This is a genomic window from Parabacteroides sp. CH2-D42-20, from assembly GCF_003670185.1.
GTDB lineage: Bacteria > Bacteroidota > Bacteroidia > Bacteroidales > Tannerellaceae > Parabacteroides > Parabacteroides distasonis.
In genome coordinates this window covers 260937-279142 of the sequence record NZ_RAYG01000001.1, presented here as the reverse complement: position 1 = coordinate 279142, position 18206 = coordinate 260937, and the positions used below count along the sequence as shown (strand labels likewise).

The 18206-nt window shown below is 41.1% G+C and carries 15 protein-coding genes; 6 read left to right on the top strand and 9 right to left on the bottom strand.

The window, feature by feature from the left end; translation table 11 throughout:
* Positions 1-30: 30 nt before the first annotated feature.
* The 6 genes from D7V92_RS01065 to D7V92_RS01040 all read right to left on the bottom strand — a co-directional run bounded on the left by D7V92_RS01065 (position 31) and on the right by D7V92_RS01040 (position 10154).
* Positions 31-576 (bottom strand): RNA polymerase sigma-70 factor, encoded by a 546-nt coding sequence (locus D7V92_RS01065; protein ID WP_005867296.1) that lies wholly within the window; start codon positions 574-576, stop codon positions 31-33.
* Between the two features lie 292 nt (positions 577-868).
* The gene (locus D7V92_RS01060; RefSeq protein ID WP_121772089.1) at positions 869-3214 is read right to left on the bottom strand and encodes an amylo-alpha-1,6-glucosidase; all 2346 of its coding nucleotides are present in this window, start codon (positions 3212-3214) and stop codon (positions 869-871) included.
* A 63-nt stretch (positions 3215-3277) separates the two neighbouring features.
* Entirely contained in the window at positions 3278-5035 is a 1758-nt protein-coding gene (locus D7V92_RS01055; protein ID WP_057329570.1) for a RagB/SusD family nutrient uptake outer membrane protein, read from the bottom strand.
* 19 nt (positions 5036-5054) lie between these two features.
* Positions 5055-8270: a TonB-dependent receptor gene (locus D7V92_RS01050; protein WP_233572769.1), complete on the bottom strand. Its 3216-nt coding sequence runs from the start codon at positions 8268-8270 to the stop codon at positions 5055-5057.
* Between the two features lie 334 nt (positions 8271-8604).
* Entirely contained in the window at positions 8605-9534 is a 930-nt protein-coding gene (locus D7V92_RS01045; RefSeq protein WP_121772136.1) for a FecR family protein, read from the bottom strand.
* 74 nt (positions 9535-9608) lie between these two features.
* Positions 9609-10154, bottom strand: coding sequence for an RNA polymerase sigma-70 factor (locus D7V92_RS01040; RefSeq protein WP_036617282.1), 546 nt, complete (start codon positions 10152-10154; stop codon positions 9609-9611).
* A gap of 864 nt (positions 10155-11018) precedes the next feature.
* Here D7V92_RS01040 and D7V92_RS01035 point away from each other — a divergent pair.
* From D7V92_RS01035 to D7V92_RS01025, 3 genes are all read left to right on the top strand, one after another.
* Complete coding sequence (locus tag D7V92_RS01035) at positions 11019-12569, top strand: PglZ domain-containing protein (RefSeq protein WP_121772088.1); 1551 nt, start codon at positions 11019-11021, stop codon at positions 12567-12569.
* A 75-nt stretch (positions 12570-12644) separates the two neighbouring features.
* On the top strand, positions 12645-13064 hold the full coding sequence (gene tsaE / locus D7V92_RS01030) for a tRNA (adenosine(37)-N6)-threonylcarbamoyltransferase complex ATPase subunit type 1 TsaE (RefSeq protein WP_005867326.1): 420 nt from the start codon (positions 12645-12647) through the stop codon (positions 13062-13064).
* 4 nt (positions 13065-13068) lie between these two features.
* Positions 13069-13281: an immunity 17 family protein gene (locus D7V92_RS01025; RefSeq protein ID WP_005859813.1), complete on the top strand. Its 213-nt coding sequence runs from the start codon at positions 13069-13071 to the stop codon at positions 13279-13281.
* A gap of 103 nt (positions 13282-13384) precedes the next feature.
* Here D7V92_RS01025 and rnr read toward each other — a convergent pair whose 3' ends face one another.
* From rnr to D7V92_RS22675, 3 genes are all read right to left on the bottom strand, one after another.
* Positions 13385-15568 carry a ribonuclease R gene (gene rnr / locus D7V92_RS01020; RefSeq protein WP_121772087.1) on the bottom strand — a complete coding sequence of 728 codons (2184 nt, stop codon included), beginning with the start codon at positions 15566-15568 and terminating at the stop codon, positions 13385-13387.
* A 137-nt stretch (positions 15569-15705) separates the two neighbouring features.
* Entirely contained in the window at positions 15706-16614 is a 909-nt protein-coding gene (locus tag D7V92_RS01015) for an SMP-30/gluconolactonase/LRE family protein (protein WP_005859808.1), read from the bottom strand.
* Positions 16615-16857: 243 nt separating this feature from the next.
* On the bottom strand, positions 16858-17070 hold the full coding sequence (locus D7V92_RS22675; protein ID WP_007567577.1) for a hypothetical protein: 213 nt from the start codon (positions 17068-17070) through the stop codon (positions 16858-16860).
* Between the two features lie 106 nt (positions 17071-17176).
* Between D7V92_RS22675 and D7V92_RS01005 the strand changes: the two genes are divergently transcribed.
* The 3 genes from D7V92_RS01005 to D7V92_RS00990 all read left to right on the top strand — a co-directional run bounded on the left by D7V92_RS01005 (position 17177) and on the right by D7V92_RS00990 (position 18197).
* Positions 17177-17587 carry a hypothetical protein gene (locus D7V92_RS01005; protein ID WP_004291538.1) on the top strand — a complete coding sequence of 137 codons (411 nt, stop codon included), beginning with the start codon at positions 17177-17179 and terminating at the stop codon, positions 17585-17587.
* A gap of 161 nt (positions 17588-17748) precedes the next feature.
* Entirely contained in the window at positions 17749-17964 is a 216-nt protein-coding gene (locus tag D7V92_RS00995) for a hypothetical protein (protein WP_004291535.1), read from the top strand.
* Between the two features lie 11 nt (positions 17965-17975).
* A complete protein-coding gene (locus D7V92_RS00990) occupies positions 17976-18197 on the top strand; it encodes a hypothetical protein (RefSeq protein ID WP_004291534.1) in 222 nt (73 codons plus the stop codon).
* Positions 18198-18206 lie beyond the last annotated feature (9 nt).

Here is an 18206-nt window from a genome sequence, read left to right as displayed (position 1 = left end):
GCTAAATCCCTAGTGGAAAAATGAAAAAAATTAAGAAAAAAGAAAATAAAATAAGGGTAGATAGTCTTTCAAGTTGATACGCAAAGCTTTTAAAGCCTTGGTTATGTGGTATTCTACACCTTTTATGGTGAGGTTTGTCTCATCCGCTATTTCTTTTACGGTTTTATTTTCGAAGCGGCTCATCTCGAATATTCGATGAGTTTGTTCTGGTAAGTTTTTTAAAGTTTTGTGGATGATCCTATTGACCTCATCAGAGAAGATCTCTTTCGGATCGCAAGCCTCGAGTGTGGAAATTCTAATGCTTAGTTCTCTATTTTTTATTTCCTCTAAATTTTCAATAGCGGCATCATGTATGGCTTTATGGCGTAAATAGTTAAGGGCTTTATTTTTCAAAATCGTGAGCAATAAGGCTTCTGTTATCTCGTTTTCTCCAGCAGAGACCAGTCGCCAATATTTTACAAGCGATTCAGCTACGATATCCTCAGCCACCATGTCATCATGTACATATGATTTGGTGAACAGGAATGACCGTCGGTAATTCCGTTCATAAATGATATTAAAATCGTCTCCTTTCATCTTCAATACAGATTTAGCGGTAAAAGTAGGAATTTTTGATAGAAAAATAGTTAAAGTAATCATACTTTCATTTTCCCCGCTTTCCGGTTATCTCAAGTATAATATGGGATGAAAGAAATTGATTGTTGTCCATTTATCGCATTGATAGTAAAAGGTTAGAGTGGAAAGAGGTCTTGAATACGGAATTCAGACTAAGTTCTATTTACTCAAAATAGTTGGGGTTATCTGCTTTAATTTTAGATCATTATGAGGCGGTGTCTATATGTGGAGACGGGGCATGCCCCGTCTCTCTCTAAATCCGTTGTTCCTTACCATTCACGATAAATCGCTTGATAGGTTGTTTTACTGGTCTTAATAGGTAACTCCAATCCTTTTCAGTTGTATCTAACGTGATTTCCAATCCATCTTCCAGTTGTTTTACTTTATAATTAATCTTATTATTTCCAACAGGAAGATCTTTCATTTCAATAAAGTCCCAATCTGATGGTAAATTAGGACTTAGGGTCAAGGTCTTTTTATAGGCTTCTGGTTGTATGCCATATATATAACGAATCAAAGGTGTTGCTATACCATAGATGGTCCATGCTTGAACAGGGCAGCCATAATCAGGCATCATCTCATTAATTGATCCCGGAAGTGTACGGCCAAATGTATCGACGATGCGATTGATATACCATAAAGCCTCATCTACACGTCCGTAAGCGCATTCGGCCATCGCTTGTACGCCTGTTGCGATAGTCATCATACGATCTCTTTCGACTGCGGATAAATAAGGACCATATTCGCCGCAATGCTCTTTTCGTACTTTATCCAATTGCCGAATAGCTCTGTCTTCTGAGGCAATATGAGTTTCTATTGGAGTGCTTATTACCCAATTCTTGTTAGTTAACCATCCTTTCATAATACCAGTTGGATACGCTTCAAATTGTTTATACATATCCTCATACATTGCGATATGCTTTTTCTTGCTATCCTCATATTCCTGTAAGGAAACCTCGGCAACATCCCACCTGTATTCTGTATTACGAACCTGTTCGATAGCACCTTTAGTCGTTTCTAAGGCTTGCTCTCTCGTTCCATAAAAATCACAATAAATTTCTAAATCCTTATCCCAAAATAGGTCGTTTATCCTTTCTTTCAAATCGATTGCTTGCGAGGCGCACTCACTGGCAAATGCTTCTTCTCCCATTATTAAGGCAATCTGCGACATAACTTCCAGTGCTTGCTGGGTATAAACAGAGACATCAATCAATTCCGCATTTAATCCTCTAACTTCCATGATTCCATACCCTTCGGGGAACATATTCTTATTTGTATCCATATCTTTCAAAAGGAAGTTCAGACCTTTTTGCATATAAGGATACATATCTGCAAGGAATTTGTTATCACCAGTCCATTTATAAACATTCCATACAGCGATGACAAAATGAGCAGTCTCTTGAGTATTTCCTTTGTGGCTGACGAATGCGTTGAATGCCATTTCATGCAAAATACGGCCATTCCCATTGGCTTTCTCTGACATCTCTTTGATAACTCTCAATGTCTCTTTTGCTAATTTTTGGTCACCTGTAGCGACAAGACCTTGTAATGAATAAGAATTATCACAACCGAATAACCATGGATATTCAATTGCGCCCGCTCCCAGAAAGCGTCCTGCACTTTCCATATCTGCCGCAAGCCATTCCGTATTGATTTTGCACCAGTTATAAACCTCTTGTAACTTTTTATATGGAATGCTAATCCGTCCTCTCTCTAATAGTTGGGTGTAATACATTTTTTTATCTTCCAACATTTCGGAATGGTTCGCTAAGATGTCTTTGTAACTTTTTAGGGCATCCTCCTCACTGTCTTTTGATCCTGCGATGACGAAAGAAAGTTTTTTCTCCTGATTCTTAGGAAGTGTAATCGTATAAGTAGAAGAGGCACTTTTACCCGTTCCTTGCGTATTTATATAAGTAGGTGCATCTAGTTGATAAATACTCGTATGTTGATCCGCTCCCCAAATCACGTTCCAGTTATTACCTAAATCTTTCGCTTTAAAAATGGCATCTTGGGCATCCCAGTTCACGACATCATTTGCGTCTTTTAACCCGATTGTCCCGGATGACCATACAGGCAACAAATCTGTTTTTGCGACAAAATCAAAAAGGACCGTTTGCTCTGAATCCGATACATTTTCGATGGTATAGGTAATAACAACACCATTTTTTCCTTGTGGGCAAAATTGGAAACGATTGACACGGATACTATTATTAAATAAAGGAGCGTACTCAAATTTACTTCCAAAAGGATAATTCGTATATTGTATTGCGTTTTCCAACCAACAAGAATTACCTTTATTATCTGTCATTTTTACCCAAAAGCCATCTAATAGCTTGATCAAATGATTCCAAACTCCTCCCATCTCTCCGGGAGTATGTCCGCCAAGATCAGGGAAGTTTCCATCTTGCGTACCTATTATGTAGGTTTTATCTCCTGCTGTCAGATAAGGATTTTTTTCTTGACCCGCTTGATTCGAGATTCCTTCCATGATTGTTTGTATCTCCTCATCTTGAGTGATACTTTCATTTGTTTGACAAGATATAAATCCCCCCAGTAAACAAATGCATAGATAAAGTGACTTTAGATATTGTGTCATATTCAAATCTTTTGTAGATAAAAGTGGAGGGGATATTATGATACCCCCTCACACTTACTATAATTAATATCCCGGATTCTGTGTCAACGTCGGTTTACCATCGACATAGCTTCTATCTATTTCAGTTAGGGGAATAGCGTAATAGCGATGGTTCTTATCAAAAACGGCTCCATTTAAATATTGGATATGTCTTTTTTCTCTTTCGACATATTTATTTAAAAAATCCTCAGCGATATCCCAACGTACCAAATCGAAGAAGAAATGACCTTCTAACGCAAGTTCCAAGCGTTCTTCAAATCGTACACGTTTTCGTAATACGTCTTTACTAAGTCCTGCCCATGAATCTTTATAGATATTCACTTTGTAATTGGCGGCAACTGGACCATTGCCAAAAGGCGCTTCATCTCCTAATCTCACGTAAGATCCGTCTTTTGCCCTTTGACGAATCATATTGACATATTCTTTTGCTTTCTCAGGGTTACCAATCTCCACCTCACATTCCGCTGCCCACAATAATACTTGAGCGTATCGAATAATATTGAAATTCATTGCGTTAAATTTTGCTGTATTGTCATAAGCGTATGTAGCAAGTTGGCTTTCTAATATAATCCATTTCTTTTGGTTATAAGGACCTGCGCTGACTTGATCCCTGATCCAAGCTTTTCCCGGGTGCAATCCCCAATCATGATATGGAACGCCTCTACGACCAACGACCCAGTCTAATCTCGGATCTACAGGGGTTTCCATATCCGGTTCCCATGCCTCGCTAGATTCGATATCTTGGTCGTTTTTGAATTCATGGTCAGCGTAAGTGTCAATCATGGGTAGGCCATTTTCGTCTACTTGATAGGCATTTACTAAGTCGAAAGTAGGTTGTTGGAATCCGGCTCCACTTAAGTTTGGTTGATCTGGAGCGTTGGGATAAGATAAGTCGAAACCACGTTGGCTACGATCGTAACCAGCTCCCGCTACATTTACCGCTACCTGGTTAGACCATACCACTTCTGCGTTATTGTTTTGCTCCGCATTGAAGTTATCAAAATAATTGTCAAGTAACTTATATTTTCCGCTAGTGATGACTTCGTCTAATAAAACTTTTGCCTCGCTGTATTTTTGCTGGAATAAATAAGCCTTGGCCAAGAACGCTTTAGCGGCGTTTTTCGTAGGTCTTCCAGGCTCACTCTGATTATCCGGTAAAATTCCGGTAGCAAAAGAGAAGTCTTCTTCAATATTAGGCCAAATATCTTTGTCATTGGGAACCCTTCTTTGCGGATCTTCTACGTATTCATCAATATAAGGGACCATGTTCCAGATTTTTTTCGCTTCAAAATGATAATATCCTCTTAGGAAACGGGCTTCTGCTCTAATTTCCATTTCACTTTCTTCTGATAAGCCATCAATTTTATTATCATTCAGCATACGAAGTACGTCGTTGCAACGCTCAATAGCTCCATATACCAGTATCCATTTATCCCGGATACGACCATTTTCAGCAGTAGCGACATAACGCTCCATCTGTAGCAGTTCGCCTTGATCGCCGGTAGTACTTCCTTTATGGATATTTCCAGCGCACATATCTCCATAGAAGACATTATCCGGCCCACTTGTTATTCCCCAAACTCCGTTGATAAATCCGTTTAATGGACTATAGCAGGCAATAAGGAGTTTATTCACGGTACTTTCATCTGTTAATACAGACTCATTCAATTTGCCTAATGGTTGTTTATCCAAAAAATCAGAACAACCATTAAACAGGCTAACAGCCATCGTGACGGTTACCCATGTGAACGTTTTTTTCGCTATATGAAATAGATTTTTCATGTTTGTTTAATTTTAAGTATTAGAATGATAAATTGAAACCAATGGAGAATACACGTGCTAGTGGCATATTATTCATATAATCGACACCCATATTCTTGTCATCGCCGTTCTTAACCTCGGGATCAATGTTGTTATACTTTGTCAATGTCAATAAGTTTTCCGCGTTCAAATAAACACGACATTGCTGGAGTCCAATTTTCGAAAGCGTTTGTTTCGGAAAGGTATATCCTAATTCTAATTGTTTCAAACGAATATAAGAACCATCTTCAATTAAGTATGAAGAAACCTTACCTGCCTCATCATTTGGATTCAAGATATTGATCTCCGGCAGTTCCGCATTTCTGTTTTCAGGAGTCCAAGTATTCAATATACGGGTACTTTTATTGAAATAATCTCCCCAGAAATCAAGGCCATCCCTACCGCCTTTCGATGCGAAACAAATATCATTTCCTTGACTGCCTTGGATATAAAGAGACAAATCGAAGTTCTTGTAATAGAAGCGTGAACTCAAAGAGTACTCGAAATCAGGGTGAGGATTACCGATATAGGCCCTATCTTGGCTGTCTATTTTTCCGTCATTATTCACATCTCTATATTTCCAACGGCCGATTGCTTTGTCTGACTGTTCTACATGCGAGTCGACCTCGCCTTGTGTTTGGAAAATACCATCGATCACATAGCCATAGAAAGAGGAAATCGGATGACCTACTTCTGTTCTTGTATATGTGTTCGATATGAATTGATTTGAAGCTAATTTCTTTACCTCATTACGATATCCGGACAAAATGAGCCCTAATTCGTACCGGAAACCATAGTCTGTCGTATTCTGGAAATTGATATTCAATTCATATCCGTTATTTTGCATTTCACCGATATTCATAAATGGGGCACTTGCCACTCCTCCGGTAGAAGGATAAGTAATTCTTTGCAAGATGTCGGTAGTATATTTATGGTAGAAATCGAATGACAAATTCAGTTTATTATTAAAAAGACCTGCGTCGATACCAATGTTTGTTTGTGTAGTCGTCTCCCATTTAAGATCCGGATTACCAATGCTCTCCTTACTGATACCTTGAGTGACAGAGTTTGGATCTCCCGCTATAGGATAGCTGCTAGTTGAGATATTCGTATAATACATGGACGCAAATGCGTAGTTATCGATATCCTGATTTCCTGTCAAACCGTAACTGGCTCTGATTTTCAAATCACTAAGAATATCTTGCCCTTTCATGAAGTTTTCTTCCGTAAGTCTCCATGCGGCGTTTACCCCTGGGAAGTAGCCATATCTATGATTCGCACCAAAACGTGAGGACCCATCTCGACGAATAATAGCCCCTAAATAATATTTGTCTTTATATTGATAATTGACACGTGCGAACAGAGAGAACAAAGCGTATTCATTTGCGTTGCCTGTATTGTCCTTGTTGGATTCGCCAGCGTCAAGGTATCTATAATCGGGATCCTCGATAATAAAATTACTTCTATAAGCAGAGAGATTCTCTATTTTAGAACTAATGGCTTCTGTACCTAGCAAAACATTCAGATTATGTGTTTCACGAAATTTTTTCGTGAAGGTCAAAGTATTGTTCCAAACCAATTCTGATTTACGGCCTCTTGCTTCCTTTAAAGAATTCACTAGCGTATTTGCGTCTCCTTTGTTCCAATAAGTTTTTGGATTGAACTCTTTGGAGCCGCTATCCTCAACGTTTACGCCGACATTTGTCTTGAATTGGAAGTATTTCAAGAAATTGATATCCAAATACAAATTACCTAACAAGTTGAGGTTGTCATTGTAATTCTCTCTTTGATTATAAAGTTGGGCTACCGGATTCTTGGAATCACCTAAACCATTAGCTTTTGTTCCGGCCCAATTACCTTCTACGTCGTAAACCGGAATAAGCGGAGCCATACGTACGGCCTCATGGTCTGATTTGCTTCCTTTGTATTTAGAGTAAGTTGCGCTTAGGTTTGATCCTAATGTGGCGAAGCTCAAAATCTTAAATTGAGAATTGGCTCGTAAAGAGAAGCGATCATAGCCCGCCCATTTTACAAGAGCTTCTTGTTTATAATAGTTTGCGCTCAAGAAATATTTAGACCCATTGCCACCTCCTTGTGCGCTGATATCAATGTTTGTAGTCGGTGCGGGGCGATAAACTTCATCAGCCCAATTAGTTCCGATCTTATTAGCGCGCATAAATTGATTTTCTGCGGTATTATAAGTGCTGAGATCTACCTGGCCTTCCATGGCTCCTGCCGGTAGAATATAATCAGGAATGACGGGTGTAGCTCCGTTGCCATATTGGTCATGCTGTGGTGTTAACCCGGCGTTTCTCATCGCATTCCACAAGACTTCTCCATATTGTTGGGAGTTTAGCATTTCCGGCAAGTTGGTAGGAAGTTGTACACCTACGTTTACTTTTACGTCAACGGTAGGTTTTCCTTCTTTACCTTGCTTTGTCGTGATTAAGATAACCCCGTTAGCTGCTTGGGAACCATAGATAGAGGCGGAGGAAGCATCCTTCAATACTTGTACAGACTCTATACTTGAAGGATTTATTTGGGATGCGATCTCGCTTTTTGTAGGAAAACCATCAATGACATACAACGGGCTGTTATTATTCAGTGTTCCGACACCTCGAATACGGATAGCAGGAGCATCGCCAGCTACGCCGGAAGTTGTTACGGACACACCGGATAACCTACCTTGAAGAAGGTTCTGTATATTCCCGGATGATTGAATAGATAAATCCTTCGTAGATATGGAAGAGATAGATCCGGCTACGTCTTTCTTGCGTTGCGTACCATAACCGATAACAACGACATCATCCAATGCTTGTGCGTCATCCTTCATGGTAATTTGGATGTTCGTCTGCCCTTTGGTCGGGATTTCTTGTGTCTGATATCCGATATAGGAAATTTGCAAGATGGCGTTCTCGGAGACCATAAGGCTGAAATTTCCGTTAATGTCGGTGATTATACCGTTTGTGGTTCCCTTCTCCACGATATTTGCTCCAATGATAGGTTCACCAATTGCGTCTTTCACAACACCGGTAATTCTCCGGTTACTCTGTTGTGTAACAGAAGTGTTTTTTCGCATTAACATGATGTTATTACCCTCCATCGCATATGAGATGTCTGTTTGGGTAAAGACAGATGATAACACATCTGCTACGGTTTTATTTTGCGCCTCTACGGAAACCTTACGATTTAGATCTATTTCTTTGGTGTCGTACACAAAGAGATAGTCTGTTTGTTTTTCGATTTCGTTTAAGACAATTTGAGTGTTTGCATTGTTCACATGGATATTGACCCGTGTATTTTGCGAATTAACAGATGCAAACATTCCTGTGGTTGATAGAAATAGTGTTATAAAAGTTAACTTCATAACTCTTTTTGTTTGATTTTTCATACATTTGTAACTCTTGAATTTGATACTGATGATTTAAGTGCATGTGGTATTGATTCTTTCCGGGGAGTGTTGCCGCATTTCCCGGTTTTTATATACCGTTTCTTTTTTGATATTTTTTATCTCATAGGCATACATGATTTATAAGGTTAACATTCTGTTCTTACTTTATGATTATTAGATTCTTATCGTCATCTTTGATGTATGTGAATTTATGTTTTAACTGAAGTACTTTTAATACATGCTCTATTCCATCTTGAATACGGAATTTGCCGGAATAGTGATGTTTCAACAATGAGGGACGTTGGATCTCAATCGTAGTATCATAATAAAGTTCTAGTTTCTTTATTAGATCTTGGATTGATTCATTCTCAAAACAGAACAGGCCTTCTTTCCATTTAAAATAGTCGCTATTATTAATTGTAGATTTCTTGAGCATCCTATTCTCTATACTAACGATTTCATTAGGCTTGAGTTGTAATCCATTTCTTAAATTAGGGGAACTGATTTTTACACTTCCCTTTAAAAGGGCGGTTTCGAACAAGGATGTGTTATGGTAAGCTTTCACATTGAGCTCTGTACCTAATACTTGAATATCATGATTTTGGGTATGTACGGTAAATGGACTATTTTCATTGTGCTGGACAGAGAAGTAACCTTCGCCGTCTAATTCCACGTTTCGGGTGTTTGCGCTGAATTGTTCAGGAAATTTTAGGGTTGAGCGAGAGTTCAGCCATACATGCGTACCATCGGCTAAGGTGACCTCTGCCCGTTGTCCGGCAGGGACATGAATGGTTTGCATTTGTTTCTTGTTCGATTGTTGTATCTGCAGTTGTTTGCTTCCCCAAAAGCCGATTAGAAAGATGGCTGCGATTTTTAAGATCTCGGCCATTACCTTCCGTATGGAATAATGTACTTTCTTTACGGAATTTGTCTTATCTGTATTGGCTTGCCAAAGTGAAATGTCATATAATTTGCGTAAAACCAGAAATTCACGCATGTTTTCAGGGCTTTCGTCTAACCATGATGCTATTTTCAGTCTTTCTTTCTCTGAAACCTCTCCTTTTATGTATCGTTGTAGTAATTCCTTCATGGTATCTATTAATTTCGCTTTATAAATAATAAACGATGCTGCAAGATAGATCCCTAGTGGAAAAACGAGAAAAGTCAAGAAAAAAGAAAATAGAATAAGGGAAGATAATCTTTTAGATTGATACGTAATACTTTTAAAGTCTTGGTAATGTGGTATTCTACTCCTTTTACGGAGAGGTTGGTTTCTATAGCGATTTCTTTCACTGTTTTGTTTTCGAAACGACTCATCTCGAATATCCTGCGAGTTTGTTCGGGCAATGATTGTAGGGTGCGCTGAAGGATTGTGCGTATCTCTTCCCGGAAAATTTCTTCTGGATCACAAGCCTCTAAAGTGGATATGCGGATACTTAGTTCTCGCTTTTTTATTTCTTCTAGATTTTCGATCGCAGCATTATGTACAGCTTTATGGCGTAAGTAGTCGAGAGCTTTATTTCTCAAGATTGAAAGTAAAAGAGCTTCTGTCGCTTCTCCTTTTTGGGTGGAGATCAGTCTCCAATACTTCACAAGAGAATCGGATACGATATCTTCTGCTATCATATCATCATGTACGTATGATTTAGCGAACATGAACGATCGTTGATAGTTTCGTTCGTAAATAATGTTAAAATTGTCTTTTGCCATTATAAGCTAAATAATAAAAATAAGATTACATGACTTCTGGAGTAAAACTAAGTTCTGCAAAGTTCCCTAGGAACTATATTTGGTATTTACAAACTACGCTTCTTTCTAATTCACATATTGTATCTACAGAGCGTAAATAGACTAACCGGTGAGACTTTTATGCCCTGAAATCATATAGTTATGTCAATAAAATATAAGACAATATTGATTTAGAATAGAAAAGATTGTGTTTTGCTAAAAGAAATCAATATATTTGCCTCATCTTTTGGAGTTTTAACATAAAAGGCATTTGGCACTAAATAGTCATGAACATAGTTCCTAGGGAACTATTTTCTTCACTCCTACAGAAGACAAAAGTTTCGTGCCGAAGAAACCTTAGTTTCCCTATATAGAAACAAAAGTTTCCTAAGCGGAAAACAAAGGTTTTAGCGGTATAAAACTTTAGTTTTTCATGGATAAAAACTGTATAAGCTTATATGTTAATATTTTATCTATATCAAGAAGAGGCCGTATAATGATATACGGCGAATGTGGGGAGATCGTTCTGTTTAGAGATAGAAAAGCAGTAAATGATGGTAGATAGGGCCTGATAATTGTAGATGTTTTTTATCTACCACCATAGGCTAAACCGTCTAACGATAGATGATTACAAGGATAGTTGTAGATGTTGTAGATAAATTGGATATTTTTGAACCTTAGTCAGTAAGAGAGAGTACTGTTCGTGAGTTGATGAAGGAGATCTCCTCATTGGCTATTCGCTTATCTGGATTTGGGAAAATTACGAGATCAAATACGAAACATCCCGTTTCTTTCGTTGTTATATGGAGGATTATCCATATATTTGTAAATAAACTAGGTAAGCTTATGGCAGCGAAGAAAGATAGAGTACTTTGGGCTGATGACGAGATTGATTTGTTGAAACCGCATATCTTGTTCTTGCAGGACAAAGGGTATGAGGTCGTTCCGGTGGTGAGCGGGCAAGACGCTATTGACTGCTGTAAGGAACAATCGTTTGACATTATTTTTCTCGATGAGAATATGCCCGGCTTGACAGGATTGGAGACGCTGTCGCATATCAAGGAGATCGCTCCGAATGTGCCGGTCGTGATGGTGACTAAAAGTGAGGAGGAAAGTATCATGAATCAGGCGATCGGAAATAAGATTGCGGATTATTTGATCAAACCGGTAAATCCCAACCAATTGCTTCTCTCTATCAAGAAGAATGTCCATAAGAACGTGATTATCTCCGAGACGACCACGGTGGGTTATCAGCAGGAATTCGGTCGTATCGGTATGCAAATCAATGATTCCTTGACCACAGACGACTGGATGGAGGTCTATAAGAAATTGGTGTACTGGGAACTGGAACTGGAAAGCAGCCAAGTGGCAATGACAGATATGCTCCGTATGCAGAAGGAAGAGGCCAATAACGCTTTTGCCAAATTCGTGAAGAAGAATTATGTGGACTGGATACAGAATCCGGTCGATCGCCCGTTGATGAGCCCCGACCTGTTTAAGAAGAAAGTCTTCCCAATGTTGGATAATGACGAGAAGGTTTTCTTTATATTGATCGATAATTTCCGGCTGGATCAATGGCGGGTGGTAAAAGAATTGCTTACTGAGTATTTTACGTTTGACGAGAGCTTGTATTATAGCATACTGCCAACCGCCACGCAATATGCCCGCAACTCCATATTCTCGGGCTTGATGCCTTCGCAAATAGAGCGGATGTTCCCGGATTTGTGGGTGGATGAGGAGAGCGAGGAAGGTAAGAATTTGAATGAGGCTCCATTGATTCAAACCCAGATCGATCGGTTCCGTAAGAAATATACCTTCTCATATAATAAAGTACACGATTCCCAATATGGAGAGAAATTGTTGGCTACGATCCCTTCTCTTACTCGTAATCAACTGAATGTGATTGTGCTGAACTTCGTGGATATGCTTTCGCATGCTCGTACGGAGAGTAAGATGATCCGTGAGTTGGCGCAAAGCGAGGCAGCCTATCGCAGCTTGACTAAATCATGGTTCCAGCACTCTTCTACGCTTGAGTTGTTCAAACGAATCGCTGAGCGGGGAGCTAAGGTAATCGTTACGACCGATCATGGGACGATCCGGGTAACGAATCCGATCAAGGTGATAGGCGATAAGAATACGAATACCAATCTACGCTATAAAGTAGGCAAGAACTTGAACTACAATCCGAAAGAGGTATTCGAGATCCGGGATCCGGAAAAAGTAGGACTTCCCTCCCCGAATCTAAGTAGTAAGTATATTTTCGCTTACGGAGAGAATTTCTTCGCTTATCCGAATAATTATAACTATTACGTATCCTATTATAAAAATACATTCCAGCACGGAGGAATCTCGATGGAGGAGATGTTGGTGCCGTTTATTACGATGGAACCGAAATGATAATATGCCGAAAAGTTGCGTATATCATAAATATCACGAACTTTGCAGTCCATATAAACTGTAAACACGAATGCTATGAGCACACTGAAAATAGAAAGTTTGGATAAGATCCATGAGGCGGCCAAGGAGTTTATCGCCGGGATGGATGATCGTACGGTCTTTGCCTTCTATGGTCCGATGGGGGCCGGTAAGACTACCTTTATCAAGGCGATCTGCGAGGAATTGGGTGTGGAGGACGTGATCAACAGTCCCACATTCGCTATTATCAATGAGTACCGTAGCGATACGACGGGAGAATTGATTTATCATTTTGATTTTTACCGGATCAATAAATTGAGTGAGGCCGAAGATATTGGAACGGAAGACTATTTCTATAGCGGAGCTTTATGTTTTATTGAATGGCCGGAGAAAATAGATGAGTTGTTACCCGGAGATGTGGTAAATGTCACGATCTCGGAGAATCCGGACGGTTCACGTACTGTAGAGGTTAAGTAAGTCTATGGATCCTTCCGAATACTTTATCTTATCCTTGTTTATCGCTTTGGGATTGTTCTCAATCGTAGCGGCGATCTGTAATTTTGATTGGTACTTTAAAACCAGCGGGGCGATGACTTTCGTGAACTGGTTCGGTCGTGGCGGCGCACGTATCTTCTATGCGTTGTTGGGAATCGGGCTGATCGCTTGTGGGGCGCTGGGACTTATGTATTGGTGATAAAAAGTAAATTATACTTACTTGTCCTAGTAAGTATAATCAAAATGCCTAAGTAAGTATAACTTCGTTGTCTGATGAAGTTATACTTACTTTGAAAAAGGCCTTATTCCGCTAATTGGAAATCGAGTTGCTTACGTTCCAGATTCGCTTGCGCTACTTTGATAGTGATAGGGTCTCCCAAACGATATTGACGTTTCTTGCGACGGCCCAATAAACAATAATTCTTCTCATCAAACTCATAGTAATCGTCATCCAGATCACGGATAGGTACGAGTCCCTCGCATTTATTCTCGTTCAGTTCTACGTAAAGTCCCCATTCGGTGACACCGGAGATAACGCCGTCGAATACCATGCCGAGCTTATCCTGCATGAATTCTACTTGCTTATATTTGATGGATGCACGCTCTGCGTTGGCGGCGACTTGCTCCATGTTGGAACAATGATCGCATAAATCCTCATACTTCTTTTGTATAACGCTACGGCCACCAGCTAGATAACGTTCCAGCAATCGGTGTACCATCATATCCGGATAACGGCGGATAGGAGAGGTGAAATGTGTATAGTATTCGAAAGCCAAGCCATAGTGACCGATATTCTCCGTGGAGTAACGGGCCTTTTGCATGGCACGGATCGCCACTGTCTCGATCAAGTTCTCTTCCGGCTTTCCTTGTACATTGTCTAATAAGGAGTTGATTCCCTTGGAGACATCCGTCTTCGTGCCGTCTGTTTTCAACTTATAGCCGAAGCGACGGATAAAAGAGGCGAAATTCTCCATTTTATCTGGGTCCGGAAGCTCATGGATACGATAAACAAATGTCTTCTTAGTCTTTCCTTTAGGAGGACGGCCCACGAACTCGGCTACGGTACGGTTTGCCAATAGCATGAACTCCTCGATTAACTTATTAGCGTCTTTTGAGACCTTGAAATAAACACGGACCGGTTTCCCTTGTTCGTCGATCTCGAATTTAACCTCATAGCGGTCGAAGTTGATAGCGCCACTCTTGAAACGGCGTTCCCGCAATTTCTTGGCAAGATCGTTCAAGGCTAGAATCTCCTCTTTATAATCTCCCTCGCCGGTTTCGATCACTTCTTGTGCCTCCTCATAGGTAAAGCGGCGGTCGCTCTTGATGATCGTGCGGCAGATCCGGGAGTTTTGCACTACGGCATCGCTATTTAGTTCGAAGACAGCGGAGAAGCATAATTTTTCCTCGTCGGGACGTAAAGAGCATATTTGGTTGCAAAGTCGCTCAGGAAGCATCGGTATCGTACGGTCTACCAGATAAACGGAAGTCGCACGGCTTTGCGCCTCTTTATCGATGACACCGTCCGTTTTCACATAATGTGTTACGTCGGCGATATGTACGCCAACCTCCCAGTTCCCGTTATCCAAACGGCGTGCGGAAAGGGCATCGTCGAAGTCTTTTGCGTCCTTCGGGTCGATCGTGAAGGTTGTTATCCCCCGGAAATCCTCCCGGTTCTCAATTTCCTCCGGAGAGATCGCTTCCGGGATCTTATCCGCCGCTTTTTCTACCGAGGAAGGATATTTGTAAGGCAATCCGAATTCGGCAAGGATCGCGTGCATCTCGGCGGTATTCTGTCCGGCGATACCTAATATATCGATGACCTCACCCAGTGGATTCTTGGCTTCATCCGGCCATTCCACGATACGTACGATCGCTTTGTCGCCGTTCTTGCCCCCTTTCAGTTTATCCTTAGGGATGAAAATATCGTTTGCCAACGTTTTATTTTCCGTAATCAAGAAGGCAAAGCCTTTAGCTACTTGAAGTTTACCTACGAAAGTACGCTCCTTGCTCTCAAGGATTTCCACGACCTCACCTTCCGGCTCGGCACCTTTACGTTTGGCGAAAAGCTGTACTTTCACTTTGTCTCCATCCATGGCATGCCCGGAATTACGTTCAGCGATAAATACCGGCGTACCTCCGTCTTCAGGGATGAAAGAATTCTTTCCATTGCTGCGGCGTGCGAAAGTTCCTACGGCTAGGGTTCCCAATCCGTTGAGACGGTAACGGCCACGGTCGATCTCGGTGATGATATCCTCGGCGGACAAGTCATACAGGATGTCTACCACCTGCAATTTCTGCACTTGGTTCTCGACTCCGATGATCTTGCTGATTTGTTTATAGTTGAAAGGTTCCTTGGGAGAGGATTGGAATACGGAAATGATAGCTTGGATCATCGCTTCTTTTTTCATACGTTTACCAGATCCTTTGTCCTTTTTGCCTTTTTTCTCTTTGTTATCTTTTTTTGCAGGTTTATTCTTTGCCATTCTGTATAATTATTAGCATTTGTTAGATGTGGAGACAGGAGTATGCCTCTATTTTGCATGCTATGTCTACAAAGTAAACAATTTAAATTGATATTTGGTTTACGATTATGCTACTTTATAACCAAAAATACGGATTATTAATGAAAACAATTCGCCGGCACCCCTTTCGCTCCGGGCTTGCAACAGAATACGCTACCGCTTAGTGGATATTCCTCAAGCTGTTCCTCACTCAATCCAGCACGGGCGGTCGTTATATAAAGCGTGTCGAGCTTATCCCCTCCAAAAGCGCATGACGCTACGTGGGGGGCCGGTACGACAATTTTTGTCAACAGGTCGCCGGTATAGGGATTGTAACAATAAACACCGCCACCTCCCCATTGAGCCACCCAAAGGTTGTCGTTGCAATCTATCGTCATTCCATCCGGGGAGCCGGTGCCCTCGGGTATATTTACGGCTACGCCATCGTACAATATGTCACCGGAGCTATCGTCATACCGGAAACGTATGATCTTACGGGTAGGTGTGTCGTTGTAATACATGTATTTCTTGTTGGCGGACCATACGATCCCATTGGAGATCGTGACTTTTGTCAACTTAGTTTCGACGGTTCCGTCTGCCCATACACAATAAAGGCTGGCAGCCCCTTTAGGTGCGCCAAATCCCATGGTGCCGATCCATAAGCGTCCGGACGGGTCGCATTTCCCATCGTTGCAACGAATCTTCCCGTTATTGTCCGGGATTGGGGCGATGGATGTCGTGTTCCCATCCGTTAGGTTTACACGTATGATCTCGTTTTGTAAAGCGACGACTACCGTACTGTCCGTTTCCGGTACGACGGTAGAGACCATGCGGTCGAACTGCCATGAACGGCAATTTTGCAAGTCCGGTATATACTCATATAACGTCTTTCCTTCAATATCTACCCAGAAAAGTGTATTGCGATCGGGATGCCAAATCGATCCCTCCCCTGTAGTAGCTTCCGCCCGAAACGCCAGATCGGGGCTGATTATAATAGGATCGTTTATACAAGAGGTTCCTTCAAACATGATAAATGCCAATATTAATTTAATAACTATTTTTTTCATGGTATGCTATGAATCTGAGTTTACAAAGGTATAAATTTGTTTTATAATGCCATGATAAAAGATTATTTATGTAACTTTGCATCAAGAAGTTACGAAAAGAGTGTAATTTATTGGAAATGAGCGTAGGTTAATTGCTCTTGATAGTAATAGGTTACGATTTAGTTAGTTATCTACTGCATTATCCTTCTGCGCGTTGCGTAACCTTCAAAGAACTCTTCGTATGCAAAAGTAGCTATTTAATTCGAGATTTTGATATAAACTCCCGTTTTTTATCCCCTCATTCATAAGAATTTTCCGTAAAAGCGGTATTGTCCGTCGGCACACCATTGCCCAAAACGAGTTTGGAACAAACGTGTGCCGACTACCGCATAGCTGGAGAAAAGGGCATTGCCTCACGCCTAAACGATGTTTAGACAGATGAAGCAATGCCCCTTTCTTTTGCGCCTATGCCAAGAGGTGCTTTTACGGGTTTTCAAATGATTTTTCTTTTTTCGCTGTCTCTTTTGCCGGAAGCGGAAAGTGAATGCAGAGTGTGTCAGCCTGCCCCATGAATGAAACAGGCGCCCACACACAGCCGGACAAACCGGGAAGAATGATTGTTGCCACCCGGCTGAACAAGTTCCGTCGGATCGGAAACAATCATACTTCCTTTGTTGTGGTTTGCCCTTTTCACGCTTCCGGTGATGTCTTTTTCCTTTTGGTGATTCTTTTTTTTACGGATTTTCCCCTGAAGTTTTTTTCTACACAATCTGCCTCTGTTTTCGTTTACCTCCATTTTGCGCCTTTCAGTAAGCCGCATCAGTCAGTCATTTTCGTTCTGGGCGCAAAGGTAATTCCGGGATTGGACGGGAAAGCAAGGTCAAGCCTCCTGTTTTCGGTAAAAATCTCCAGCCCTGCGGGTAGTATTTTGACCGAAAAACCTTGCATTCCCTAATCCCTACCTTTTCAAGCACCCGAAACGAAAACGACCGATGCGACAGAAAGACGCATAAAAAAAATGTCGGATAAACGAGAGGCAGATAAGATAGTTTGAAACTCAACTCCCTCAGCTCTTGAATCCGCATTAAAAACAAAAAAATCAAAAACAGCGAAGATATGACGGCAACGGCAAATTTCAGACAAATGGCGCAACACATCGGGTTGGCGATATGCGGCTTGATGATGCGCACCGCCTTCGGGGTGTTCGGCATCCTTTGGGGCATCATCAGAGAGATTGTAAACGGAGTGTTCCGAGTGGCGATAGGTGTAATCGTGGCTATCCTTTCCACCATTGCCTTCTTTGGCTTCATCCTTTGGTTATTCACCCTTTAACCCTTACCGACATGGCAAAAAGAAACAGCAAGACGGCAGCGCAGCAGTGCAGATATTACGAGGTGGACAACATCTTCGTGTATATGGTGGAAACGTACATCAACGGCAATTTTGAAACTTTCCGAAGATTGTACCACGAACTGAACAAGGACGCACGGAGGGATTTCATGGACTTCCTTCTCAGCGAGGTAGAGCCGACCTATTGGAGAGAGATACTGAAACAGATAATCTAAAAATGACAG

What these genes read in the sequence shown, in the direction of transcription:
- D7V92_RS01045 (WP_121772136.1), bottom strand. Translation starts at nt 9,534, where the DNA reads ATGAAGGAATTACTACAACGATACATAAAAGGAGAGGTTTCAGAGAAA.
- D7V92_RS01015 (WP_005859808.1), bottom strand. Translation starts at nt 16,614, where the DNA reads ATGTTTGAAGGAACCTCTTGTATAAACGATCCTATTATAATCAGCCCC.
- D7V92_RS00990 (WP_004291534.1), top strand. Translation starts at nt 17,976, where the DNA reads ATGGCAAAAAGAAACAGCAAGACGGCAGCGCAGCAGTGCAGATATTAC.
- D7V92_RS01025 (WP_005859813.1), top strand. Translation starts at nt 13,069, where the DNA reads ATGGATCCTTCCGAATACTTTATCTTATCCTTGTTTATCGCTTTGGGA.
- D7V92_RS01035 (WP_121772088.1), top strand. Translation starts at nt 11,019, where the DNA reads ATGGCAGCGAAGAAAGATAGAGTACTTTGGGCTGATGACGAGATTGAT.
- D7V92_RS01005 (WP_004291538.1), top strand. Translation starts at nt 17,177, where the DNA reads ATGCAGAGTGTGTCAGCCTGCCCCATGAATGAAACAGGCGCCCACACA.
- rnr (WP_121772087.1), bottom strand. Translation starts at nt 15,568, where the DNA reads ATGGCAAAGAATAAACCTGCAAAAAAAGATAACAAAGAGAAAAAAGGC.
- tsaE (WP_005867326.1), top strand. Translation starts at nt 12,645, where the DNA reads ATGAGCACACTGAAAATAGAAAGTTTGGATAAGATCCATGAGGCGGCC.
- D7V92_RS01040 (WP_036617282.1), bottom strand. Translation starts at nt 10,154, where the DNA reads ATGGCAAAAGACAATTTTAACATTATTTACGAACGAAACTATCAACGA.
- D7V92_RS01055 (WP_057329570.1), bottom strand. Translation starts at nt 5,035, where the DNA reads ATGAAAAATCTATTTCATATAGCGAAAAAAACGTTCACATGGGTAACC.
- D7V92_RS01060 (WP_121772089.1), bottom strand. Translation starts at nt 3,214, where the DNA reads ATGACACAATATCTAAAGTCACTTTATCTATGCATTTGTTTACTGGGG.
- D7V92_RS00995 (WP_004291535.1), top strand. Translation starts at nt 17,749, where the DNA reads ATGACGGCAACGGCAAATTTCAGACAAATGGCGCAACACATCGGGTTG.
- D7V92_RS01065 (WP_005867296.1), bottom strand. Translation starts at nt 576, where the DNA reads ATGAAAGGAGACGATTTTAATATCATTTATGAACGGAATTACCGACGG.